This is a genomic window from Friedmanniella luteola, assembly GCF_900105065.1.
GTDB classification, from domain to species: domain Bacteria; phylum Actinomycetota; class Actinomycetes; order Propionibacteriales; family Propionibacteriaceae; genus Microlunatus; species Microlunatus luteolus.
Map to the genome: position 1 here is coordinate 2,252,532 of NZ_LT629749.1, position 23,723 is coordinate 2,276,254.

Here is a 23,723-nt window from a genome sequence, read left to right on the forward strand (position 1 = left end):
CCCCTCTACAGTGCGAGCACACCCGCCGCTGCACCACGAGGAGCACCCGCATGCCCAGCCTGGCGCGACGTCTCGCCCGCCGCCACCTCCCGCACCGCGTCCGCCGGGCGGGCCTCGTGCTCGCCGGGCACGAGCCGGCCGGACCCACCCGGGCCGAGCTGCGGGCCGCCGCGCAGCAGGCCACCGCCGAGAAGGTGGCCACGGCGGTGGCCTCGGCCGAGCGCCGCGCCGCCAGGGCGCGGAAGGCGGCCGGGCCGGCGCCGCAGCCGCTGGCCGACACCGTGCGCCGCGGCGGCAGCCTCGACGAGGCGGTGACCGCCGAGGTCGTCCACCTGCTGGCCGCGGGCGACCCCGACGCGGCCGTCGCCCTCGGCACCGGGCTGCTCCGGACGCCGGCCACGGCGGCGAGCGGCGACCTCGCGGTCGGGCTGACGGCGGCGTCCCGGGGCGACCACGCCCTGGCCTGGTCCCGGCTGAGCCGCCTGGACCCGCAGGTCTGGAGCCGCCACGCCGCCCGGGCCTGGTGCGTCAGCGGGCTCGACCAGGACCCCGCGGCCACGCTGCGCCAGATCACCGCCCTGGTGGCCGACCGCCCGGACTGGGTGCCGACCCGCACCTGGCTGGAGCTGCTGGGTCCCGTCTTCGGCCGGGGCGAGCAGGAGCTGGCCCGCTCGCTGCACGCGGTGCTCGACCAGCGGGTGGGTGCCGGCGACGGCGTCGAGCGGGACCTCGTGGTGCAGCGGGACTGGCTGCGCCGCTGGATCGCGGCGGAGCCGGGTGGGCACCTGGCACCCGCCCCGCCCGAGGGCTCGGTCGCGTTCGCGATCATGGACTACGACCACCCGGGCCGCAGCCGCGCGTCGGCCAACATCGGCGACCACGTGCAGAGCCTCGCCTCGCTCGGCCACCTCGTCCGGCACCAGGACCTCGAGTTCGAGGGTGCGCAGGACCTCGTCGACCTCGTCGGCCAGCTGCGGGGGCGGGTCCGGCCCGAGCTGGCCCGCACCGGCGTCCGGGGGCGGGTGCAGCTGCTGCAGGTCGACCGCGACGCGTCGGAGTACGCCACCGTGCCCGCCGGCACCTGGACCCTGGCCTTCGGCTGGTTCATGCACGCGATCTTCGAGAGCCGCTTCGGCTTCCCGCTGCACCCGGGGCTGCGGCCGCTGTTCGTGTCCTTCCACGCCAGCAAGCGGGACCTGCTGGTGCCGGAGGCCATCGAGCACCTCCGCCGCTACGCCCCGATCGGCTGCCGGGACTGGACGACGGTGGACCTCCTGCTGTCCGCCGGGGTGCCCGCCTTCTTCTCGGGGTGCATGACCACCACCGTCCGCACCGTCTTCCCGGCCCAGGTGGAGCGGCCCGCCGCGGACGCCCCGGTGGGCTACGTCGACATGCCCGCCGCCGCGGTGCCGGCCGGAGCGGTCACCTACGCCCACAGCAGCGACAAGATCCGCTTCCGCAGCTTCGCGCGCAACGTCGGCGACGCCGTGTCGCTGCTGGAGACCTACCGGCGCCGCCACCCCGCGATGGTGACCAGCCGGCTGCACTGCTACCTGCCGGTGCGCGCACTGGACGTGCCCGTCGACTTCCAGCCGAAGAACCGCTCCGACCCCCGCTTCGCCGGCCTCATCGACATCACCGACGACGAGTTCGCCGCCATCCAGGAGCGCATCGACACCCGCCTGGAGCTGGTCCTCGGCGCGGCGCTGGGCGGCGCCGCCGAGGAGGACGTCTATGCGCTCTGGCGGGAGGTCAACGCCGCCGACGTCGCCCTCGCCGAGCAGCGCCGCGCGGCCCGGCACCCGCTGCCGGCCCCCCGCTCCGACCTCGCCGCCGAGCTGGCGCCCGTTCTCGACGGGCTGCCCGACGCCCCCGTCGACGCCCCCGTCGACGCCGTCGCGGTGGTGGTCCACGTCGGCCGGGACCGCGCCGCGGCGGTGTGCGTGCTGCTGGCCTCGGTGGCCGCGCACACCGCGCGGCCGGTCCGGTTCCTCCTGCTGACCCAGCACCCGGACGAGCTGGACGCCGGGGCGCTCGTCGCGGCCCTGCCCGGGCACACCGTCGACGTCGTCGACACCCGCACCGTCGGGGGCGACCTGCGGGCGGCGGGGCGGAAGCTGCCCGCGGCCGACGTGGACGCGCTGCTGCTGCCCCACCTGCTGCCCGGATCGGCCCGGGCGGTCGTGCTGCCGGTCGACGCGGTCGTCGAGGCCGACGTCGCCGAGCTGGCCGAGCTGGACCTCGACGGCCGTCTCCTGGCCGCGGCCCAGCCCGCCGGTACCGGCTCGGCCAGCGGCTTCGCCGTCCTCAACACGGCGGCCAACCGGCTGGGCGACCAGACCGTCCCGGCCGCCGAGCTGCGGCGCCGGGCCTACGGCCGGCACGCCTTCGACTTCGAGGCCTTCGACGTGTCCGTGCTGGTCGTCGACCTCGACGCCTGGCGCGCCCACGAGGTGCTGGGCGAGCAGCTCAGCTGGGTCGAGGAGTTCGGCCTCGGGTTCCGCGAGCTGCTGCACCTGGCCGTCGGCCCCGACCGGGCGGTGCTGCCGCCGCGGTGGCACCGGGTCCCCGGCCGCGACGTCGTCGACCACGATGTCGCCCTGCTGCACTGGGCCGGCCGGACCAAACCCTGGTCGCCCGACCTCGCGCCCGAGCAGGACCGGTGGTGGGCCCACCGGTGACGGTCCGGACGCACCGGACCCGGAGCGGCCGCAGCCGCTCCGGGTCCGGTCAGGACGTGCGCGGGGTCAGAGGACCAGGTCGCTGACGATCAGGTTGTGGTCGGACGGCCGGGCCGCGTTGGTGGGCCGCATGACGTTGGCGAAGCGCTTCGCGCCCTTGCTGCCCTTGACCATGATGACGTCGATCCGCGAGCCGAAGCCGGTCGCCCCGGGCGAGAGGTGCGCGTCGAAGTGGTTGACCGTCGAGTACTGGAAGTTGACCCGGGTCTGGGCGCCGGCGGTGTCGAAGAAGCCGGAGGAGACCAGGTGGTCGTGGGCGGCGTAGCCACCCTTGTTGTTCTGCCAGCTGTTGATGTCGCCGGCGAGGACGACCTTGTCGTGGGTGGTGTTGACCCGGGCGAGCCGGGCGGTGACGGTCTTGATCTGGCGGGAGCGGAGGCCCTCGTAGACGTGCTCCTTGGCCAGGTTGCTGCTGTGCCGGTGGTCCAGGTGCACCGAGGCGACCCAGAACCGGGCGCCGGTGCGGCGGTCCTGGAAGCGGGCGTAGGCGGCGCTGCGGATGGCGCTCCGCGAGTCGCTGGAGAGCTTGGGCAGGTCCACCGAGCAGCTGCTGCTGTAGTTGCGCTTGCCGGTCTTCTCGGCGCACCGGCTGATCAGGGTGTAGCGGCTGGTGTCGTAGAGGATCCGGGTCCCCTGGCTGCCGTGCTTGACGCCCGGCTTGATGTAGGGGTTCTGCCGGACGAGGCGGTACTTGGGGGCGCCGACGCTGCGCATGGCGTTGACCAGGCTCGTCGTCTGCCGGACGGAGCCGGTCGTGCTCTTGTTCTTGCCGTCGGCCCGGCCGGGGCTGAGCTCCTGCACGGCGACGATGCCGGGGTTCTGGCCACGGATCTCGCGGGCGACGGCGGTGGCGCGGCGCAGCCACTGGCGGCTGCCGCCGAGCTTGGCGGACCGGACGTTGAAGGACGCCATCCGCAGGGCGCTGCCCGAGGCCTTGGGGGCGGCCGGCCTGGGCAGCACGGCCTGCAGGTAGGGGTAGGCCCGGGTGGCGGAGCCGTTGACCGCCCAGAGGCGGAAGTACAGGTGGTTGGCCGAGCCGATCGGGGCACCGGCGGAGGCGGCCTGCGCCGCGCTCATCGTCCAGGAGCGCCGCGACCCGCTGATGGTGAAGACCTTGGCGTGGCGGCCGCTGCTGGGCAGCGACGAGGACCTGGCCTTGCTGAAGCTGGTGAGGCCGGTCTCGATCTTGAAGGCCTTGGTGTTCTTGCCGGCGGTCGCCCAGCGGAAGGTGACCTGGCCCGCGCCCGGGCCGGGGGTGGCCTTCACGCTGGTGATCTTGGAGGGGGTGGCGGCAGCTTCCGCGGGTGCCGTGGCCAGGAGGCCTCCGACGAGGGCGAGAGCGGCGGCGGCGGCCGAGAGCTTGCTGAGCACGGGATCTCCTCGGGCTGAGAACTGAGGACAGGGAATTGCTGGAGAATGCCCTGTGGTCGACCCTGCCGATCCCCGACGGTGGAGAGGTCTGGGTAGAACACTATGGTCCGCAATTCGCCGCCACAAATGCCCTTGGACCCCCGGGACCGGGACATCTGCTCCTCCGACCCGGGGACAAGGTCCCGGGCGCGCCTGCGGAACCGTGATCGGACTGTGATCGGATCGTGCTGCGTGTGAGGTAGATCACCACCTTCGTGGCCCCTGAGGACGGTTGAGAACGACCCTGACGGGTTACGACAGCGTTTCGAGACCGGCCCGTGACGGCTCCGTGACCCGGACCGACCGGTCCGCGACCGGGCTACCGGGACCACCGGGGTGCCCGGTCCAGAAATGCAGAATTCCCGCCCAGCGGCCACCCGAGGGCGCTGAACGGGAATTCCCGGCATATTCTCGGGCGGTCGATCAGCCGCCGGTGGAGGAATAGGTCTGGGTGCCCGAGGGGTTCCAGACGGCGGTCGCGCCGAGGTCGCCCACGCGGTAGACCCAGAAGGCGGCCACCGCCGCGACCACCAGGAGCAGGGCCAGCAGGACGAGGTCGCGGCCCCGGCTCCCCCGCCGCTCCGGGGTCCCACCGACCCGCCCGACCAGGACGGCCGAGGCGACCGCCAGCACCGCGAGCCCGATGGTGATCAGGAACAGCTGCTCCGCCAGCTCACCGTGCCGGATGATCAGGGTGGCGGCCTCGCCGCCCAGCGCCTCGCTCTGCAGCATCGCCCGCTGCAGCTCCTCGCCGCTCTCCTTGGCCAGGAAGACGGCGGCCAGGGACCCGACGCCGGCCAGGGCCAGCGGCCAGCGGGCCCAGTTCCGGGTGCGCGGGTAGGCGAAGAGGATCGCCAGCAGCAGCGTCACGGGCAGTCCCAGCACGGCGGCGTGCAGGACGAGGGGGTGCAGGGGCAGGTCGCCGACCGAGCTGAACACGAGATCTCCTTCGTCAGGGCACGCGGAGCCGCTCACCCGGCTCCCATCCCTCTTGACGAGGGCGGGGGGCCGAAAGTTCGCTTGACGCGTCAACCTTGACACGGATCCGGCGACGCCGTTGGCCCGACACCGGATTCCGGGGCCCGGCTCAGCCGGCGACGGCGGCCGCCGCCGTGCGCAGGTCCGCCACCAGACCGGCGAACGCCTCGGCCTGCTCGGGTCCGGCCTGCGTGCGCAGCACCGCCGAGGGGTGCAGGGTGGCCAGCACCGGGCGGGGGCCGAACGGCGGCGGCAGCTCGAGCACGGTGCCGCGCTGCTGGGTGATCCGGAAGGCCGGACCGAGCATCGCCTTGGCGGCCGTGGCCCCGAGCGCGACGACCATCCGCGGGTCCACCTCGGCGACCTCCGCCTCCAGCCAGGGCCGGCACGCCCTGATGTGGGTGGCCTGCGGCGTGGCGTGGATCCGCCGCTTGCCCTGCTCGGTGAACCGGAAGTGCTTGACGGCGTTGGTGACGTAGAGGTCGGCGACCGTGATCCCGGCCTCGGCGAGCGCGCGCTGCAGGAGCTGACCGGCGGGACCGACGAACGGGATCCCGCGGCGGTCCTCCTGGTCCCCCGGCTGCTCGCCGACCAGCATCACCGGACCCCGGGGGTTGCCGGCGGAGAACACCACCTGCGTCGCCGGCTCCCAGAGCTCGCAGCCACGGCACTCCGTCGCCGCCCGGCGCAGCTCGCCGATCCCGGCCCCCGCGGGCACCCAGGTCTCAGCGCTCATGGCGCCACCGTAGTGGCCCGCTCAACGGCCGGCTTCGGTCGCCCCCGCCCACGACCCGGTGTCGGTCGGCTCCTGCAGCGCCTCCAGCCGGATGACGTGCATGACGGCGTTGATGAGGGCCAGGTGGGTGAAGGCCTGCGGGAAGTTGCCCAGGTGCTGGCCGGTGTGCGGGTCGATCTCCTCGCCGTACAGCTCCAGCGGGCCGGCGAAGGACAGCAGCTTCGCGCAGAGCTTGCGGGCCCGGTGGTACTCCCCGATCTCGCACAGCGCCGAGACGAGCCAGAAGGAGCAGATGGTGAAGCTGCCCTCCTCGCCGCTGAACCCGTCGTCGGTCTCCTCGACGCGGTAGCGCAGGACGAGGCCGTGCACCGTCAGCTCGTCGGCGATGGCCAGCACGGTGGCGCGGATCCGCTGGTCGTCGGGCGGCAGGAAGCGCAGCAGCGGGGCCAGCAGCAGCGACGCGTCCAGCGCTTTCGTCCCGTAGTGCTGGGTGAGCACGCCCCGCTCGTCGACGCCGTTGGCCAGGATGTCGTCCTTGATCTCCTGGGCGGCCAGCTCCCACTCCGCGGCCTTGCCCGTCTCGCCCGTCTCGCGGGCCAGCTTGGCGCCCCGGTCGACGGCGACCCAGCACATGATCTTGGAGGAGGTGAAGTGCTGCAGCTCTCCGCGCACCTCCCAGATCCCGGCGTCGGGCTCGCGCCAGTGCTTGAGGGCCTGGCTGACCTGCTTGTCGAGGATGGGCCAGATGCGGCCGTCGAGGTGGTCGGCCGCCTTGGAGTGCAGGTAGACCGAGTCCAGCAGCGCGCCCCAGACGTCGTGCTGCTGCTGGGCGTAGGCGGCGTTGCCGATCCGGACGGGCCGCGACGCCGCGTAGCCGGGCAGGTGGTCGAGCTCCTGCTCGGCCAGCTCGCGCTCGCCGCCGATCCCGTACATGATCTGCAGCTCCTCGTCCCGGCTCGCGATGTCGGCGATGAAGGAGAAGAAGTCCACGGCCTCCCAGTCGAAGCCGAGGGAGTACATGCCCCACAGCGCGAACGTGGCGTCCCGGATCCAGGTGTACCGGTAGTCGTAGTTGCGGTTCCCACCCGGCGTCTCCGGCAGGGAGGCGCTGCCCGCGGCGGCGATGGCCCCGGTCGGGGTGTAGGTGAGGCCCTTCAAGGTCAGGGCGCTGCGCTGCAGGTAGCTGCGCCAGGGGTGGTCGGGGAAGTCGCCGCGCGCCAGCCAGTGCTGCCAGTGGTGGGCCGTCCAGACCTGCCGCCGGTAGGCCTCGGCGAAGTCCATGGGGGGCTCGACGCCGCCCCAGCTCAGGGCGATGTAGCGGACGTCGCCCTCCTTCAGCAGCGTCCGGGCGCCGACCCGGCCGCCCTCGAAGCCCAGCCGGAGGTCGGAGGTGAGGTGGAGCTCCAGGTCCGATCCCTCGGCCCGGCCGACGCCCTGGTGGTAGCCGTGCTCGGTGTAGCTCCACGCCACCTGCGAGCGGCCGTAGTCCAGCACCGGCTCGCAGTCCACGATGGTCTGCACCTCTCCCGAGACGCACCGGATGGTCCGCAGCAGGACGTGCTCGGCCTCGTAGTCGACCGGCGTCCGCTGGTGGGTGTGCGAGCGGCTGTCCTCGTGCCGCCAGGGGCCGATCAGCAGGGCGTCGCGGACGATGATCCAGCCGGTCGGGGTGCCCCAGCTGGTCTCCAGGATCATCGTGCCGGGCAGGTAGCGGCGGTCGCCCGGCACGGTGATCTCGTCGGGCGCGACGCGGAACGAGCCGGCGAGCTTGCCCAGGATGTGCCCGAAGGCACTGGGCGAGTCGAAGCGCGGCAGGCACATCCAGTCGATGCTGCCGCCGGGCGAGACCAGCGCCGACACCTCGCCGTCGCTCAGGAACCCGTAGTCGCCGATGGGCACCGAGCGGGTGTGCGCGGGCTTGCTGGCGACGTCGACGCGGAGCTTGGTCCTCTTCTTGGCCATGGGGTGAGCATGGTGCCCCGCCGACGGCGGGGCAAGGACCCGTGGGCCGATCAGCGCCCGAGGCTGCGGCCCAGCTCTCGGGCCTCCCGGCTCGCCGCCCGGGCACCGCGCAGGTCGCCGCCCCGCATCCGCAGCCCGGCCAGCTCGGAGAGCACCTGCTGCAGGAGCGGGCCGTGGACTCCGGGGTTCTCGGCCGCGCGGGGCCGGAGCAGCTCGGCCAGCCGCTCCGCCGCGGCCCGGGTGGTGCGCCGGTCCCCGCCAGTCCTGGCCTGCTGCCAGGCCTGGCGGGCCAGGTCGAGCGGGTCCGCCAGGGCAGGGTCCGGCGCGGTGCTCGGTGCCGGCGCCGGGCCGGGGGCGGGTCCGGGCTGCGGTGCCGGGTCTGGCTGCGCGGCCGCGGTGGGCTCCGGGTCGGACGCGAGATCGACGGTCGGCGCGGGGGCCGGGGTCCGCTCGGGTGCGCGGGTCGGCTCGGGTGCGGGGGCCGGCTCCGGAGCCGGGGTCCGGGCCGCGCTGGCGGCGCTCTCCGGCACCGGCTCACCGGTCGCCGCTGCCTCGGCGGCGGCCTCCTCCGCAGCCTTGCGCTCGGCCTCCAGCCGGTAGGTCTCCAGCCGCTCCTCGCGGCGGCGCTTGGTCTCCTGCCGCTCGTCCTCCTCCGCCGCCGCCCGACGAGCCTCCTCGGCCTCCTGCGCGGCGATCCGGGCGAGCCGAGCCCGCTCCTCCGCCTCGGCCGCCTGCCGCGCCTGCTCGCGCTCCTCCTGCTCACGCCGGGCCGCATCGGCCCTGGCCAGGGCGGACCGCTCCTCCTCGCGCCGGTGCGCCTCGGCCCGCTCGGCCGCGAGCCACGCCGCGGTGTCCTCCCCCGCCGTCACCTCGGCCGGCACGGACGACGGTGCGGTGGCCGGAGCCACCCGGTCCCAGAGGGTCGTGTCGAGCGCCGACCAGCGGACGGGTGCCCGGCCACGGCTCACCACGCCCCGGGCGCGCTCGACCAGGTGCCCGGCGCCCGCGGGGTCGAGCTGCTGGACGAGCCCGGCGAGCGCGCGCTCCGCCGCCTCCGCCGCGCCGGCCTTGCCGGCGGCGCGGTACCCCTCGGCCAGTGCCTGCTGCACGAGCGCGGAGACCGGCTGCGGCTCGGCCGGCAGCGGCCGCGACCGCAGCAGGGTGGTCGCCTCGTCGGCCCGGTCGGTGCGCAGCAGCACGCGGGCGCGCACCACCGCCGGCCAGGTGGCCTCGGCCGGGGTGCCCAGTGCGGCCAGGGCATCGGCGGACGTCGCGTCGGCCTCCTCGAGCCGGCCGGCCGCGAGCAGGTCCGCGGCCAGGTCGGCCTGCGCGGTCCCGAGCTGGCGCGGTGCCCCGGCTCCGAGCCGGTCCCCGAGGCGCTGGAGCAGGTCGACGAGGGCCCGACGCGTGACCAGGCCGAGGTCGAGCTCACCGGTGGCGACGAGGCGGTCGGCGAGGTCGCGGTGCAACGCCGGTGCCGGGGCGGCGAGACGGGTGACGAGGGACGGGCTGAGCCCGGCGGGGGCGTCCAGCCGGTCGGCGACCAGGGCCGACCAGCGGTCCCGGGCGCTGTGCAGGGTGGCCAGCGCCTCGGCCGGCCGGTCGGCCGCCCACCGGACGTCGGCGACCAGCAGGTCGACGTCCAGCGACAGGAACGCGGTGTCGGGGTCGGTGTCCAGCCCCGCTCCCACCAGCCGGGGCAGGCAGGCGTCGGCCAGGGGACCGGCCGCGGCCACGTCGCCCCTGGCGAGCAGCCCGCGGGCGGCGCAGAGCAGGGCGCGAACCACCACCTCGGGCTCCAGCGGCAGCTCCAGGCCCAGGGCCGTGAACTGCTCCAGCAGCTCGTCGAGCGACGCGACCGTCCGGCCTGCGGACTCCGCCAGCCCCAGCCCGGCCTGCACGGAGGCGAGGTGGACGACCGCCGTCAGGTACCGGACGGCGTCGGAGGCCTGCGTGTAGGCCCCGACCGGTCCGGGGGCGGTGAGCAGCTGCGCCGCCTGCTTGACGGCGTCCTGGGCGTCGACGCCGGCGGCCGCGAACTCGTGGCCGCGCAGCCGGTGGCCGGTGAGCGCCACCAGGGCGTCCCCCAGCTCGGGCAGCCGCGCCGGGTCCGAGCCCACCCAGCCTCGCAGCCGCTGCACCGCCGAGGTGAGCTCCTTGCCGCGCTGGGCGTACGGGTCCTTGGCCTGCCGCGGGGCCTTCTGCTTCTGCGCCATCCTGCCTTCCGTTCGAACGTCCCGAACCGCCTCAGGGGCGGCTCCGGGTGCTCCGGCGGGAGCTCGTCAGGTCCCCAGCATGCCCGCACCAGCGCCGACGTCGGCGCGGCCCGTCCGGCCGCCGTGTCGATTGGGGCTGGCCGCACCCCGTGCAGTAGAGTCTTCCCTCGTGGTCGCGCCGCTCCGGCGGCCGGCCCGCGGGCTGTGGCGCAGCTTGGTAGCGCACTTGACTGGGGGTCAAGGGGTCGCAGGTTCAAATCCTGTCAGCCCGACCGACAAGGCTCCGACCAGAACACCTGGTCGGAGCCTTTCTCATCCCGCATCGCCCCCTCCCCGGAGGACCGTGAGGGCGGGCTGCTCCGGACCAACTACGGACCACCAGGCCGAGAAGGCCGTGCCGGCGTCCAGCATCGCCTGCGTGTCGGGGTGCAGATAGCGGGCCGTGACTGCCGGATCTTGGTGGCCAGCCACGCGTTGCAAGATGTGCAGGTTCACCCCGGCGTCCGCCATCCAGGTCAGCGCGGTGTGCCGCAGACCATGACGCACCAAGCCAGGCTGACCCAGGTTGGCGACCAGCTGATCCGAGTTGGTCGCATCGCGCAGCGTGGCCGTGGTGATCACTCCCCCACGAGGTCCCACCAGTAGCCGGTCGTCGTCGCGCCGGCCCGTGGTCAGCCGAACCAGGAGCTCTCGCAGCGGTTCGATGATCGGGACTGTTCGGCGGCGTCGGCCCTTCGTCTCCTTGGTCACCAGCCCGCCCCGACCGGGATAGGTCTGCCGCGCCACCTGCAGCAGACCTCGGTCGAGGTCGACGTCGCCCACCCGCAGGCCCGCCACCTCACTGATCCGCAGGGCCGTCGTCGCCAACAAGGTCACCGCGTCACCCCAGGCCTGGTGGTTGCCGGCTTGGATCACCGCGGCGACGATCCGCTGCAACGTCGCCACGTCGGGCAGCGCCAGATCGCGCGGCGAACCCGGCTCCGTCGACACGGTGCGCCCGACAGTCCGGCGGCGAGCCCGATCTTTGGCCGGGTTGCGGGGCAGCAAGCCGTCACGCACGGCCTCGTCGAGCACTAGGACCAGTGCCGACACGGTGTTCTTCACCGTCGAGCGGCCGTACTCGAGCTCCCACCGGTCGATGGCCCGGTCAACCAGCCCCGCCGTGATCAAGGTGAGCGGAAGATGGCCGAGGGTCGGGACAACGCGCCGGCGAAGACCTGCCGCGTAGGGGTCGTACGTCGACGTCGGGTCGATCCCACGGGTCCAGCGGTCACCCAGAGCTGCCACGTACTCTCCGAGCGTCTGCGTCGGGTCGACACCGGTCCGAGCCAGGCTCTGCATCTGCTCGATCCACGTCACCGCCGCCTCCCGACTGGGGTGGGCACGCTTCAGGCTCTCCCGCCGACCCGTGGCCGGGTCCCGCCAACGGACGCGGGCCCACCAGGCAGTTCCTCGGGGCGCCTGGACCTCCTCGACGTCGACGGTCAGCTTGACCCCCAGCGGTGGCTTCCTCACTGTCGACCCACCCTTGGCACTCATCCGCTAACTCCCTCCTGTCGCTTCCGTAGTCACCGGCGCCTGCTCCGTGCCCTCTCCTGGGCGTACTCGCGGGCGCGTGCGGCGGCAGCGGTGGGCAGGGCGGTCTCGCCGTCGTCAGCCCAGCCGGAGCCGAGGTAGCACCACCGCCCGACCACGAGAGTGGTCTCTTCCTCGTCGGCAAGGAGGTCAGCTTCGAGGCTGGCCAAGTCCAGCGGGGTGCCGGTGGCACGGCTGGCAGCTATCCGGGCCTGGGCGCGCTGCCGGGCCCGGCGCAGCTGGCCGAGGGTGACCGAGTAGCGGCGCGACTTGGTCGCGAAGTGGCCGCGGAACCCGAGCATCCGCCCCCAGTGCCCCAACAGCCGGTACGGGCTGCTCGAATCGCTCAGGCTGGCGACCTGGGCGCGAAGGTCGAGGTCGGCGATGGTGGTCTGCAGCCGGCGGAGGTGAGCGCTGGTGGTGGCGACGTCGTCGGTGGCGGACTTGGTCGAGTACTTCGCGAGGTAGCCGGCGACCTGGGCGGCGGTCAGCGCCTGGTCGTCGTCGGGCCGATGCGAGCGGACGACCCGAACGTCGAGCTGACGGCCGAACACCAGCCGCCGGGGCACATCGGCGTCGTCGACTCCGGGGACGTGCAGCTGCACCGTCGACGCGGCCTCGGTCACGAGACCGGCCAGGAGCTCGGCCGTCACACCTTCGGGTGGGTCACTAATCCCGCCGGGGGTGCGGGGCCCGTCGAGCCGGATCAGGGCGTGGAAGTGGACGGCGCCGCGGCGTTGGAACTCGGCCACCTTCGCGTACTGCACCGTCGCCACCTCCGCCAGGCCCGACGCGGGCACGCCGAGGTGGTGGGCCAGCGAGCGGTGGAGGGCGATGGTGAAGCGGCGCCACAGGTCGGGGGCGAACCACTGCCACACCACGTGCGAGGCGTAGTCGTAGCAGTCCGCGCACAGCGGCTGCCCCAACAGCCCGGCCGAGCGGGGGCCCTCCACCCCCTCCGCGTGCACCACCCCGCAGTGGACGGGGCGGCCGTGGGGGCAGCGACGGGCCGAGTCGCCGGGGTGGCAGCGGCCCGAGGTGTGCACCCGCCCGAAGGAGGGGGCGGTGAGGGTGGCGAACAGCAGCGGGTGGTCGGCAACCGTCTCGGGGACGGTCTTGCCGCCGGTCACCCCGGCCCGGATCAGGTGGAACATGTCCGCGGCGTAGAGGCGGGAGCAGGACGGGCACTCCGACGCCCGCCGGTCCCCGCACCGCACGTGCACCACCCCGAGCGGGTGGTCGGCGCTGGAGAAGCTCGACAACACCTCACCCGTCGCCGCGTCGACCCGCTCCGACGTCCCCCGGAGACGGACCGGGCGGACGCAGTTCCCGACCCGGGCCAGCGCCTCGGTCCAGGCGCCGAAGTCCTTCGACACCAGCCGGGCCACCACCAGCCGCGCGACCTCCGGCGACAGGTGGTCCAGCTGCAAGGCGCCACGGTCGGAGCCGCCCTGCTCGTCGTGACGCCAGCGGTCGTGGTCGAGGTCGCCCGCGGGGTCGGCTTCCAGCTGCGAAAGGTCCACGGGAACGCTCACCACCCCGGAGGGTGTGCCGCGCGGCTAGTGCGGACCCGCCGCGCGGCACACCCGGTCTTGAGGGTGGCCGACTCTCACACCCACACCGTGGGCGCTAAGCCGTCGGTGCAGGGGTCCGTGACCGCACCGAGACGCAACAAAGGAAGGAAGTGTTGGCAGCCAGCGCAGCAAGTGAAGTGTTTGTGCGGCGAGTGTGCGTCGACCCGTAGGCCAGGGTGGGGAGCCGACCCCAGGCATTAAGCCGTTGTTTGGTGGCGCGCGTTCAATCTGCTACGAACAGCATGACACACCGCGCTGACAGGACTTCCGGACCACCAGATGGATCGCCACGCAACACGACGGAGCCGACTTCGTGCCGTCTCGAGCCCATCGCCGGCTACTTCTCCAGGAGGACCGCAAACGCATCGGCGGTCAGGGGCCTCAACCGGTGGAGCACGCCGTTGCGTGCTCGGTCGAAGGCGGCGGGGTCGTCGCGCAACTGAGCCTCCATGGTCGCTGCCGACACCAGCGCACCAACTTCGAAGAAGAGCTGATGGGCGTCCGCATCGGAGACCATCTGGCCCTGGCGAACAGCACTTCTCCAGAAGTGACCGAAGAGTCGTTCCCAGCGCAGTCGGTGGCGGAGGAGCTCGTCACGGACCACGCCGGGTCTGGCGTCGTACTCGACCAGGGCGGTTAAGAAGAAGGACCGGCCGCTGAGCTCCCCGGAACGCATGAACTCGATCCAGCCGTCGCAGAGCCGCCAGAGCTGGGCAAGCCCGGAACCCGCGCTGGCAGCCGGGACCGCGACCCGCTCGGAATAGAGCGCAGCCGCGACCCTGATGACCGCGAGCTGGAGCGATTCCCGGCTCGCGAAGTGCCCGCTGACCCCACTCTTGCTGATCTGCAGGTCGGCCCCCAGGCGGCCGAGCGAGAGGTGGTCCAGCCCTTCCACCGAGGCGATGTCGACGGCACGAGCCAGGATCAGGCTGCGAGTCCGAGCGCCCCGTACGCGCCGCCCGTCGAGATCCACCGGTGCAGCCATCCTCCGACCGTACGACAGGGGTCCCGATCAACGGAACATCACCGTCGGCTACTGTCTTGGTGTACGGACGACCGTGCTTTTTTCTGTTGCTCTCGGCCACACTTGGCACCCACCACGAAAGGATGAGGACGTTGAGCTTGTTCTCCAAGACCAGAGACACGAACCTGGCCGCGCAGACGGCCTTCGGCGAGGCGGTGAACTCCGGCAGTCTGGCTTTCGATGACCTCGTGGCCGCGGACGCCGTAGACCATGACCCGGCTCCGAACCAGGTGGCCGGACCCGAGGGCTACCGCGCCATGTTCGGGGAGCTGCGCACCGCCTTCCCCGACCTGAAGGTCGAGGTCGATCACCTCGTGGCCGACGACGACGACGTCGCGTTCGCCTACACCCTGACCGGTACCCATGCCGGGCCCTTCGAGGGTTTCCAGCCGACGGGCCGCTCGTTCCGCGTGCGCGGGATGCAGATCAGCCGTTTCTCCGACGGCAAGCTCGTCGAGCGGTGGGGCAGCAGCGACCAGCTCGGCATCCTCACCCAGCTCGGGCTTCCCACCAGCTGACCACCCGCTACCGTCCACGCGAACAGGGGACTCCCATGTCTGCAGGATTTCTCCGGGGCGCCGCAGCCGGCGCCGCCGGTACCACCGTGCTGAACGCCGTGACCTACCTCGACATGGTCCTCCGCGGCCGACCCAGCAGCAGCACGCCCGAGCAGCTCGTCGAGACCGCAGCCGGCAAAGCCGGCGTACGCATCCCCGGCGATGAAGACACCCGGCAGAACCGACTCCAAGGACTGGGCCCGTTGTCCGGCATCGCGGTCGGCACAGCGGTCGGGGCCGCGGCCGGGATCGTCGGGCATCTCCTGAGCCGCACCGGACGAAGCCTGCCCGCACCGGTAGCTGTGCTGCTGATCAGCGGCGGCGCCATGGCGGCCTCCGACGTCCCGCTCAAGACGTTCGGCATCAGCGACCCCGGGACCTGGGCGGCGCAGGACTGGGCCGCCGACGTCGTCCCTCACCTCGCCTACGGACTCGCGACCTACGCGACCCTGAGGAGCATGGGGTGACCACGACCACGTCCGGCGCCGACCAGCCCCTCGGCGATCCCGCCGGTGAACTGGAGACGGTGCACCTGTTCACCGGCGGCGCCATGCCGACCGGGTCAGCGTCTCCCACACCGGCCTGATCTTCGTCAACTTCCCGAAGTGGGGCCGACCACCAACCACCACCTCGAGAACAGGACACCCATGACCGAGATCACCGCCCACCACGGGCTCTTTAAAGACACCCACCTGCACGTCGACGACACCGGCGGCTCTGGCCGACCGGTCGTGCTGGTCCACGGCTGGCCCCTCTCCGGCGAGTCCTGGTCCGAGCAGCCATCACCTATGACCGACGCGGCTTCGGACGCAGCGACAAGACGCTCACCGGCTACAGCTACGGCACCCTCACCGAGGACCTCCACGCTTTGCTCACCGAACTCGACCTCACCGACGTCACCCTGGTCGGCTTCTCCATGGGCGGTGGAGAGGCCGCCCGCTACTTCACCACTTACGGCAACGAGCGGCTCCGCAGCGTCGTCTTCGCCGCGGCGGTCCCGCCCTACCTGATGAAGACCGGCGACAACCCCGACGGCCCCCTGGAGAAGTCTCAGGCCGCGGAGATAACCGCCCAGCTCACCGCGAACCAGGAGAAGTTCTACGACCAGTTCACCACCGAGTTCTTTTCCTCCAAGGGCGTTCTCCGGGTCAGCGAGCAGCAGCGCCAGGAGGCGCTCGCCCTCTGCTTGCAGGCCGACAAGAAGGCTGCGCTCGCCTGCCTGAACGCCTTCGGAACCACCGACTTCCGCGACGACCTCACGAAAGTGTCGATCCCCACCCTCGTCCTGCACGGCTCCGCCGACGCCACTGTCCCCTTCGCCGGGTCCGGCGCCCGCACCCACGCCGCCATCCCCGGCAGCCAGCTGCACGTCATCGAGGGCGCCCCGCACGGCTGCAACGTCAGCCACGCCGAGGAGTTCAACCGGGCACTGATCGACTTCCTCGGCAACTAACCGCCCGCCCTCCGCAGTTGCCCCGGCACCACCCACCCGACCGGTGCCGGGGCCCTGGCAGGTTCGCCGACCACCGCAAGACCCCCAAAGCGGTTACGACTTTCCTCACTGGTTCAAGAGCCTCGCTGCGCTCGGCTGCCCGGCTCCGCGTGTCCTCGCTGCGCTGCGGGCCGCTACGCCGGGCTGACTGCAGAGGGGGCGGAAGTCGGCACGCCCCGCCGACAAGTGTCCGGCCTCCACGATGAACCTCAAGGCCGCTACGCGTCGCTACGCGATCGGGCAAGCCCGAGCCTTGACCCCCACCGTTCCGGCCGGATCTGGCAGCTACGGGGCGGCCCGGAGGAGTGAGCCAGAACGACGGACCAACTACGGACCAGACCCCCGAGATGCAGCGCACATCAACGGTCACCCACGGACACCAGCGAGAGGTGTCCCAGGCTCAAAGGCCCGCCCAGCCCGATCTGGGGGTCAAGGGGTCGCAGGTTCAAATCCTGTCAGCCCGACCGACGAGGCTCCGACCAGAACACCTGGTCGGAGCCTTTCCCGTCCCCCCGCGGCCGTCCTCGACCAGGGTCGGTGCCGGCGACCTCGCCCCCTGGCGGGGCCCGTGTCGCCGTCCCCTCGTGGAGCACAGTCAGGGCAGTCGCGGGAGCACCAGCTCCTCGACCATGGCCAGCTGGTCGGCAGGTTCGAGTGGCGGATCCGATGGCCGGGTCGAGATCGCCACGACCAGTTCTCGGGCCGGCACGACCAGGACGAGCTGGCCGAACCTCCCGACCGCGCTGTAGGCGTCCAGGCCGGCGACGGGAGTCACCCACCACAGGTAGCCGTACCCGTAGTCCTCCACCGGCAGGTCAGCCTGCCGGCTGGTGGCCAGTGTCACGAAGTCGTCCTCGAGCAGGCGCCGGCCCCCCCGCACTCCACCCTCGCGGTACAACTCCCCCACCGCCACCAGGTCGCGAGCGGTGAGCTGGAGGCCATATCCTCCGCCGACGAGCCCGTCCCCATCGGTCAGCCAGGCGAAGTCCCCGTTGCCCGCTCCGCTGAGGAGCAAGCCTCGCGTCGCTGGTTCGGTGTCGATGCCCAACGGCTCGAAGAGCCGCTCGCGGGCGTACGCCAGCGGAGACATCCCGGTGCGCTCGCGCAGCACCGCCGCGAGCAGATGCGGTCCGCCGTCGTTGTAGTTCACCTCCTGGCCCGGCGATCGCTCGGGCGTCAGTTCCAGCAGGGCCGCGACGTAGCCCGGGCGTCCGGGGTCGATCCGGTCGACCTGCTCGGGGGTGTGACCGCTCGTCATGGTCAGCAGCTGCCGCACGGTGACCCGTCGGGTCGGCGGACTCATCAACGACCGCTGTCGGGGAAGCAGCTCGCCCAGGGTCTGGTCCAGGCTGAGTAGGCCGTCACCGGCGGCGATGCCGATCAGCGTGGCGATCACGCTCTTGGTCACCGAGAAGACGTCGGCCCGCTCCTCGGGCTCGCTGAAGTAGTACCGCTCGGCGACCAGCTCACCGCGGTGACTGACCAGCACGGCACGGGTGTTCAGCCACGGACCAGTACTGGTCCCCACGAACTGGTCGAGGGCCGAGCCGAGATCGGACGACGAGTGCGTCGGCGAGCCGGTCGGGGGCGGGCCGGGCTTCCTGGTCCCGCACGCCGGCAGCACCGTCAACAGGATGACCAGGAGCACCGCCGACAGGCGACGTGCCATCACGCCCCTCCACCCCCCTCGCGCGACCGACGAGAAAATCGTCCTCCCCTGGACGGCTTGCTGCCAAGGCGCTGGAGAGGGAGCGGCGCTCCAGCCGGCCGAGGTCCGTCGCGCGGGGTCCGGGCGACCCTCGGCGCAGGATCCGCGGCTCCTGGTCGAGCGGGATGTTGCGATGGCCGTGGAGGTGACAACCTGAGTCGGTGGACGACCGGGAACGACTGCGGACGACGTTCGACCAGGCTGCGGACCTGTACCAGGACGCCCGTCCCGACTACCCGCCGCGACTGTTCGACCGGCTGGTCGACGTCGCCGGCCTGCACCGGGGCGATCCCGTGCTCGAGGTGGGGGCGGGGCCGGGCAAAGCCACCCTGCCGCTGGCACGGCGTGGACTGCGCATCACCGCCCTGGAACCCGGTCCTGCGCTAGCCGCTCAGGCCCGCCGCAACCTGACCGGCTACCCGGTGGAGGTCGTCGAGTCCCGATTCGAGGACTGGACCGGCCCGCCGGCGGCGTTCGCCGCGGTGGTCGCGGCCACGGCCTGGCACTGGGTCGACCCCGACCGCCGGTACCAGCGGGCAGCTGACGCGCTGCGGCCGGGAGGTCACCTCGCCGTGTGGGCCGCGCAGCACGTCTTCCCGGTCGACGGGGACCCCTTCTTCGCTGACCTGCAGGAGGTGTACGACGGCATCGGCGGAGCTCCCCCTGACGGGGCGCCGCAGCCGGCGCCTGGTGAGCTCGAGGAGCAGACGGCCGAGATCGAGGAGTCCGGCCGGTTCGACGTCGTCGCTGTCGAGCACCTCGACTGGACCGTCGACTACACCGCCGAGGCCTACCTCGACCTGCTGCGCACGTTCTCCGGCCACCTGGCCATGGCACCACGGGACCGGGAACACCTGTTCAGCGAGATCCGGCGACGCGTCGTAGGCAGGCCCAGCGGCACGGTACGCCGCGGCTGGGGAACCGTCCTCCACATCGCCCGAAGACGCTCGTGACGACCCGGCGCCGCACCCGGCCCGTCATCGGCAGGGTCCTCGGCTGACGGTCGGCCACTGCACACGAGCCCTCCCCGGCGGGCCGTCGCTGGCGGCCGTCGGCGATGTCGCGCGGCTGGTGCGAACGCGGCGCGGAGGCCCCGCGAAGCCCAGGGTGAGCGCCAGGGGGGTCAGAGGATGAGCGTCCACCCGGGCGAGGCTCGCACGCTGGTGGGGTGCGTGGCCGTCGTCACCGGGGCCGGCCGGTCCTGGTGATCGCCGAAGGACTGGTGCCCTGACCCGACCGAGGCTGGTGCGCGGCGGCTGCTGACGGGCGTCGTCGACGGCTTCCCGACCGGCCAGATCCACTCGGCGGCGCTGGCCGGCTGACCCGCGGCTGGCTTACGTCGACGGGGCGCCGCTGGACGACTCGCCGGTGCTGCTGGCCAGGGCACCTGCGACCACCCGGCGCGTGTGCCGGCTGGTGAACCTCCCGCCCGGATTCACGCGCACGGCCGCATCGCGCGGTTTCGGTTCTAGCACGCCGGAGCGTCGGCACCGGCGGCGCTCGGTGCGGTGGCGGCTGCGGGCCGGGACCATGGGAAGGTCAGGTCTGTCGTTGCCCGAGACCCCGCCGCTCGCCGAGAGCCGGCGGCCTCCGAAGGAGCCCCATGGCCATCAGACCGATCCGACTCTTCGGTGACCCGATCCTGCGGCAGAAGGCCACGCCCGTCCTCGACTTCGACAAGGAGCTGCGCGACCTGGTCCGGGATCTCACCGACACGATGATCGACGCGAACGGCGGCGGCATCGCGGCACCGCAGATCGGCGTGGGCCTGCGCGTGTTCACCTACGTCGTGGAGGGGGAGATCGGCCACGTGGTCAACCCGCTGGTCGAGGTCGTCGGAGACGACGAGCAGGTCGGTCAGGAAGGCTGCCTCTCGATCCCGGGACTCCCCTTCGACTGCCGCCGCCACCTCCGGGTGGTCACCACCGGCTTCACGATGCACGGGGAGCCGTTGCGCGTCGAGGGGCACGGCCGGCTCTCGGTCATCATCGAGCACGAGACCGACCACCTCGACGGCATCCTGTTCGTCGACCGGCTCGACCCCCGGACCCGAGAGGCTGCCGAAGCCGCGATCCGCGAGGCCGAGTGGAGCGGTGGCGTCGTGCCTGAGATCCGCTTGAGCCCGCACGCTCCCCTCCGCGCGGCCCGGCAGCGGTAGCGGGACCGCTCAACCGCAGCGGTGACCACCTCACACCCCGCGCTGCGGCCGTGGGCTCCCCTCTCCCGGCGTGCAGGCGGCCTCGTCCGTCTCTCGGTCGAGCAGGGCGATGGAGCGGCCTGGTCGGATCGCGGTCGGGTGGCGGCGCCCCGGCTGGTCGTCCACGGGGCGGAGGCGGACCCCCGCGGGGTGGGCGAGGAGGCCGGTCGGACGACACTCCGGCCCGACCGCACACCGGGTTCGGTGATGAGCACAGGCTCGAGGTGTGGGGCACGAACGACGCCAGCCAGGCGAGCGCCTGACGTGCACACCGATCGACTCCCGCCGGCAGGAGAGTCGAGCGCTCGAGCCCCTTCTCGAGGCTCCTAGGTGAGCTCGCGGATGACCTGGTCGCTGCAGTCGACGTAGCGGTCGCGCTGCTTCGCGCCGAACGGCCCGTAGGGGTAGTCGTCGGGCGAGGGGGCGCTCACCTCGTCGAGGCGCTGGGTGGCGGCCCGGTCGAGGACGAGGTCGGCGCCGGCGAGGTTCTCCTCGAGCTGGTCGAGGTTGCTCGCCGCGATGATCGGGGCCGTCACCGAGGGCTGGTTGGTGACCCAGCTGAGGGCGACCTGGCTGGGGGTGGCGCCGATCGAGGCCGCGATGGCGCGGACGGCCTCGAGGGTGTCCCAGTTCTGCTGCTCGGCCACGAGCAGCCGCAGCGTGCGGTTGTAGAAGGCGCTGTCCGCCCCCATCCGGGCTCCGCTGGGCGGCTTCGTGTCCCGCTCGTACTTGCCGGTGAGGAAGCCGCTGGCCAGCGGGGACCAGGGCAGCAGGCCGATGTCGTTGTGCAGCGCCGCGGGGATGACCTCGTACTCGTTCTCGCGGCAGACGAGGCTGTACTGCTGCTGCAGGGTGACCGGGAGCTGGCACCCCATCGCGGCGGCGGTGGAGAGGGTGAGCTGCAGCTGCCAGCCGGTGAAGTTGGACAGCCCGATGTAGTGGATCTTGCCGGCACGGACGGCGTCGTCGAGGAAGCCGAGGGTCTCCTCGATCGGGGTGAGGGGATCCCAGCCGTGCACCTGGTAGGGGTCGACCCGCTCCAGGCCGAGGCGACGCAGCGATGCGCTCAGGGCGCGGTCGAGGTTGCGGCGGCCGGTGCCGTTCTCGTTGACGTCCGGGCCGGTTCCGAAGCGGGCCTTGGTGGCCAGCACGACGCGGTCGGTGACGTCGGCCGGGCGGCTGGCGAACCAGCGTCCGAGCAGCTCCTCCGACGTCCCGGCTCCGTAGCCGTTCGCCGTGTCGACGAGGTTGCCACCGGCCTCCACGAAGCGGTCGAGGATGGCCAAGGAGTCGCTCTCCTCGACCTTGGCGCCGAACTCCATGGCGCCGAGGGCGAGGTTGGACACGCTGGTCCCGGTCCTGGCGAGCTTGCGGTACTTCATGCCCTGGTCTCCTGGTGCGTGAGCCGCTCAGGTGCGGCGGGGTCGTCGTCGTGGTCGAGGTGGGAGGAGAGCTCCCGGTGCGCGTCGGCCTGGACGAGGAGGTCCCGCGCCTTCCGCTCGACCGCGGCCACGGCGTCGGCGCCGGCGATCCAGCGCTGCGGCGGCTCGTCGAGAGCCATCAGCTGCACGAGCGCGCGGCCGAGCTTGGCGGGGTCGCCGCCCTGCTGGCCGTTCATCGCCTTCCACGCGGCGATCGTCTGCTCGGTGCGGTCGGCGTAGTCGTCGAGCGAGAGCTCGGGCCAGATCGACGACGCGCCCTCGACGAGCAGCTCGGTGCGGAAGAAGCCGGGCTCGACGATCGTGGTGGAGATGTTGTACGGGGCGAGGTCGAAGCGCAGCGACTCCATCCAGCCCTCCAGGGCGAACTTGGAGGCGGCGTAGGCCGCGACGAACTCGCCGCCGATGATCCCGGCTGTCGAGGTGACGGTGACGACCCGGCCGCTGCGCTGGGCCCGCATGACCGGGAGCACGGCCCGCGTGACGTTCAGGGGGCCGAAGAAGTTGGTCTCCATCTGGGCCCGGAACTGGGCGTCGCTGATCTCCTCGAAGTAGCCGGCGTAGAAGTTGCCGGCGTTGTTGACCAGGGTGTCGATCCGGCCGAAACGCTCGACGGCAGCGTCGACGGCGGACGGCGCGGCTGCGGCGTCGGTGATGTCGAGGGAGAGGGCGAGCAGGTCGTCGTGCTCACCGAGGGCGGCCGTGACCCGGCCGGCGTCGCGGGCGGTGCCGACGACCCGGTGGCCGGCCTCGAGGGCCGCCGTGGCCAGCTCGATGCCCAGGCCGCGTGCAGCGCCGGTGATGAACCAGACGGCCGGGGTGGTGGGTGTGGTGTCGATCATGAGTGGTGCCTTCCTGGAGTGGTGTCCCCCAGTCAAGGCGAGCGACCACGTCGGAGGGAGTCACTGCCGAGGGGGTCAATGCCCGTGACTCCCCGGACTGCGACCGGACATCTAGGTTCGACGCCATGGACACCAGGGACGACATCCGGGAGTTCCTGACCTCACGGCGCGAACGCCTGACCCCGGCCGCGGCCGGCCTGCCCGACTTCGGCGGCCGAAGGCGGGTGAAAGGCCTGCGCCGCGAGGAGGTCGCCCTGCTGGCCGGCATGAGCACCGAGTACTACGTGCGCCTCGAACGCGGGAACGCGGCCGGGGTCTCCGAGGCGATCCTCGACAGCATCAGCCGCGCCCTGCAGCTCGACGAGGCCGAGCACGCGCACCTCTACCACCTCGTCCGGGCGTCGAACCGGGGCGTTCCCCCGGCCCGCCGCCGCGGCCCGTCCCGCCCGCAGCGCGTGCGCCCGGGCGTGCAGCAGCTGATCGACACGATGCGCGACGTGCCGGTCTACGTCCAGAACGGCCGTCTCGACGCGGTGGCCACGAACCGGCTCGGCGCCGCGTTGTACTCCGAGATGTTCGTGCTGCCCCAGCGGCCTGTGAACGCCGCGCGGTTCACGTTCCTCGACCCCCGTGCCCGGGCCTTCTACCGGGACTGGACGTCCAACGCGCAGCAGATCGTCGCCCTGCTGCGCGCTGAGGCCGGACGATCGCCGTATGACCGGATCCTCACCGACCTGGTCGGCGAGCTGGCCACGCGCAGCGACGAGTTCCGCACCCTGTGGGCCTCCCACGACGTGCGGGTTCACCGCACCGGGACGAAGCAGATCCACCACCCCGTGGTCGGTGACCTCGACCTCACCTTCGAGGCGATGGACCTCACCTCCGAGCCCGGTCTGCAACTGCTCGCGTTCACGGCCGCACCAGGCTCCCCGAGCCAGGACGGCCTCCAGCTGCTCGCGGCCTGGGCCGCCACGGCTCGGCTCGAGTCGGACGTCGCTGAGCACCTGCCGCACCCGTGACCCTGCCACGCGTCACCCCTTGGTCGACCAGGTCCCCGGGTCCCGGCGGACCGCGGGCGCTCGACGGCGAGCACCAGAGGCCACGGCGGCGCGCTGGGCGAGCGGGACGCGGTGGCGTGGCCGGGCTGGGCCATCGGCCGCCGTCACCTTCGTGCGCTCTGGCGTGCCGTGCCGGCTTGCGCCAGGGTGGGTGTGGTTCCCGGGGACCTCGGTTGCGCCGAGCCGACCCGGGCGCCGTCGCCGGCTCCGTGCA

19 protein-coding genes and 1 tRNA gene are annotated in these 23,723 nt (G+C 72.7%); 9 read left to right on the forward strand and 11 right to left on the reverse strand.

The window, feature by feature from the left end; translation table 11 throughout:
* The first annotated feature begins 50 nt into the window (after window positions 1-50).
* The gene (locus BLT72_RS10695; protein ID WP_091412783.1) at window positions 51-2,681 is read left to right on the forward strand and encodes a glycosyltransferase; all 2,631 of its coding nucleotides are present in this window, start codon (window positions 51-53) and stop codon (window positions 2,679-2,681) included.
* Window positions 2,682-2,747: 66 nt separating this feature from the next.
* Here BLT72_RS10695 and BLT72_RS10700 read toward each other — a convergent pair whose 3' ends face one another.
* The 5 genes from BLT72_RS10700 to BLT72_RS23305 all read right to left on the reverse strand — a co-directional run bounded on the left by BLT72_RS10700 (window position 2,748) and on the right by BLT72_RS23305 (window position 10,043).
* Window positions 2,748-4,112 carry an endonuclease/exonuclease/phosphatase family protein gene (locus tag BLT72_RS10700; protein WP_091412785.1) on the reverse strand — a complete coding sequence of 455 codons (1,365 nt, stop codon included), beginning with the start codon at window positions 4,110-4,112 and terminating at the stop codon, window positions 2,748-2,750.
* A 462-nt stretch (window positions 4,113-4,574) separates the two neighbouring features.
* A complete protein-coding gene (locus tag BLT72_RS10705; RefSeq protein ID WP_091412788.1) occupies window positions 4,575-5,090 on the reverse strand; it encodes a DUF2231 domain-containing protein in 516 nt (171 codons plus the stop codon).
* Window positions 5,091-5,238: 148 nt separating this feature from the next.
* Window positions 5,239-5,865 (reverse strand): UdgX family uracil-DNA binding protein, encoded by a 627-nt coding sequence (locus tag BLT72_RS10710; RefSeq protein WP_091412791.1) that lies wholly within the window; start codon window positions 5,863-5,865, stop codon window positions 5,239-5,241.
* Between the two features lie 21 nt (window positions 5,866-5,886).
* Window positions 5,887-7,827 carry a glycoside hydrolase family 15 protein gene (locus tag BLT72_RS10715; RefSeq protein ID WP_091412793.1) on the reverse strand — a complete coding sequence of 647 codons (1,941 nt, stop codon included), beginning with the start codon at window positions 7,825-7,827 and terminating at the stop codon, window positions 5,887-5,889.
* A gap of 50 nt (window positions 7,828-7,877) precedes the next feature.
* Window positions 7,878-10,043 carry a hypothetical protein gene (locus BLT72_RS23305; RefSeq protein WP_091412795.1) on the reverse strand — a complete coding sequence of 722 codons (2,166 nt, stop codon included), beginning with the start codon at window positions 10,041-10,043 and terminating at the stop codon, window positions 7,878-7,880.
* Between the two features lie 198 nt (window positions 10,044-10,241).
* On the opposite strand from BLT72_RS23305, the gene BLT72_RS10725 reads away from it, so the two are divergent.
* Window positions 10,242-10,315: transfer RNA gene (locus BLT72_RS10725), tRNA-Pro, on the forward strand.
* A 40-nt stretch (window positions 10,316-10,355) separates the two neighbouring features.
* On the opposite strand, the gene BLT72_RS10730 is transcribed toward BLT72_RS10725, so the two are convergent.
* From BLT72_RS10730 to BLT72_RS10740, 3 genes are all read right to left on the reverse strand, one after another.
* Window positions 10,356-11,402, reverse strand: coding sequence for a site-specific integrase (locus tag BLT72_RS10730; protein WP_197677275.1), 1,047 nt, complete (start codon window positions 11,400-11,402; stop codon window positions 10,356-10,358).
* 209 nt (window positions 11,403-11,611) lie between these two features.
* Window positions 11,612-13,141, reverse strand: a complete 1,530-nt coding sequence (locus tag BLT72_RS10735; RefSeq protein ID WP_091412800.1) for a replication initiator — start codon at window positions 13,139-13,141, stop codon at window positions 11,612-11,614.
* A gap of 388 nt (window positions 13,142-13,529) precedes the next feature.
* Window positions 13,530-14,177 (reverse strand): TetR/AcrR family transcriptional regulator, encoded by a 648-nt coding sequence (locus BLT72_RS10740; RefSeq protein WP_157720424.1) that lies wholly within the window; start codon window positions 14,175-14,177, stop codon window positions 13,530-13,532.
* A gap of 131 nt (window positions 14,178-14,308) precedes the next feature.
* Between BLT72_RS10740 and BLT72_RS10745 the strand changes: the two genes are divergently transcribed.
* The 4 genes from BLT72_RS10745 to BLT72_RS10755 all read left to right on the forward strand — a co-directional run bounded on the left by BLT72_RS10745 (window position 14,309) and on the right by BLT72_RS10755 (window position 16,226).
* Window positions 14,309-14,734 carry an ester cyclase gene (locus BLT72_RS10745; RefSeq protein WP_231930503.1) on the forward strand — a complete coding sequence of 142 codons (426 nt, stop codon included), beginning with the start codon at window positions 14,309-14,311 and terminating at the stop codon, window positions 14,732-14,734.
* Between the two features lie 35 nt (window positions 14,735-14,769).
* Complete coding sequence (locus BLT72_RS10750; protein WP_091412805.1) at window positions 14,770-15,240, forward strand: hypothetical protein; 471 nt, start codon at window positions 14,770-14,772, stop codon at window positions 15,238-15,240.
* Window positions 15,237-15,359: a hypothetical protein gene (locus tag BLT72_RS23310; protein WP_280949251.1), complete on the forward strand. Its 123-nt coding sequence runs from the start codon at window positions 15,237-15,239 to the stop codon at window positions 15,357-15,359. The genes BLT72_RS10750 and BLT72_RS23310 overlap by 4 nt, the downstream gene beginning before the upstream one ends.
* Before the next feature lie 159 nt (window positions 15,360-15,518).
* On the forward strand, window positions 15,519-16,226 hold the full coding sequence (locus tag BLT72_RS10755; RefSeq protein WP_280949260.1) for an alpha/beta fold hydrolase: 708 nt from the start codon (window positions 15,519-15,521) through the stop codon (window positions 16,224-16,226).
* A 634-nt stretch (window positions 16,227-16,860) separates the two neighbouring features.
* Here the strand turns inward: BLT72_RS10755 and BLT72_RS10760 are convergent.
* Window positions 16,861-17,934, reverse strand: a complete 1,074-nt coding sequence (locus BLT72_RS10760) for a serine hydrolase domain-containing protein (protein WP_157720426.1) — start codon at window positions 17,932-17,934, stop codon at window positions 16,861-16,863.
* Between the two features lie 200 nt (window positions 17,935-18,134).
* On the opposite strand from BLT72_RS10760, the gene BLT72_RS10765 reads away from it, so the two are divergent.
* The gene (locus BLT72_RS10765) at window positions 18,135-18,926 is read left to right on the forward strand and encodes a class I SAM-dependent methyltransferase (RefSeq protein ID WP_091412809.1); all 792 of its coding nucleotides are present in this window, start codon (window positions 18,135-18,137) and stop codon (window positions 18,924-18,926) included.
* 650 nt (window positions 18,927-19,576) lie between these two features.
* Window positions 19,577-20,131, forward strand: coding sequence for a peptide deformylase (gene def / locus BLT72_RS10770; RefSeq protein WP_091412812.1), 555 nt, complete (start codon window positions 19,577-19,579; stop codon window positions 20,129-20,131).
* A gap of 365 nt (window positions 20,132-20,496) precedes the next feature.
* On the opposite strand, the gene BLT72_RS10775 is transcribed toward def, so the two are convergent.
* Both BLT72_RS10775 and BLT72_RS10780 read right to left on the reverse strand, forming a co-directional pair.
* On the reverse strand, window positions 20,497-21,552 hold the full coding sequence (locus BLT72_RS10775) for an aldo/keto reductase (RefSeq protein ID WP_091412814.1): 1,056 nt from the start codon (window positions 21,550-21,552) through the stop codon (window positions 20,497-20,499).
* Window positions 21,549-22,451, reverse strand: a complete 903-nt coding sequence (locus BLT72_RS10780; RefSeq protein ID WP_091412816.1) for an SDR family oxidoreductase — start codon at window positions 22,449-22,451, stop codon at window positions 21,549-21,551. Before BLT72_RS10780 ends, BLT72_RS10775 begins: the two co-directional genes overlap by 4 nt.
* 125 nt (window positions 22,452-22,576) lie before the next feature.
* Between BLT72_RS10780 and BLT72_RS10785 the strand changes: the two genes are divergently transcribed.
* Window positions 22,577-23,470 carry a helix-turn-helix domain-containing protein gene (locus tag BLT72_RS10785; protein WP_091412818.1) on the forward strand — a complete coding sequence of 298 codons (894 nt, stop codon included), beginning with the start codon at window positions 22,577-22,579 and terminating at the stop codon, window positions 23,468-23,470.
* Window positions 23,471-23,723: the final 253 nt, after the last annotated feature.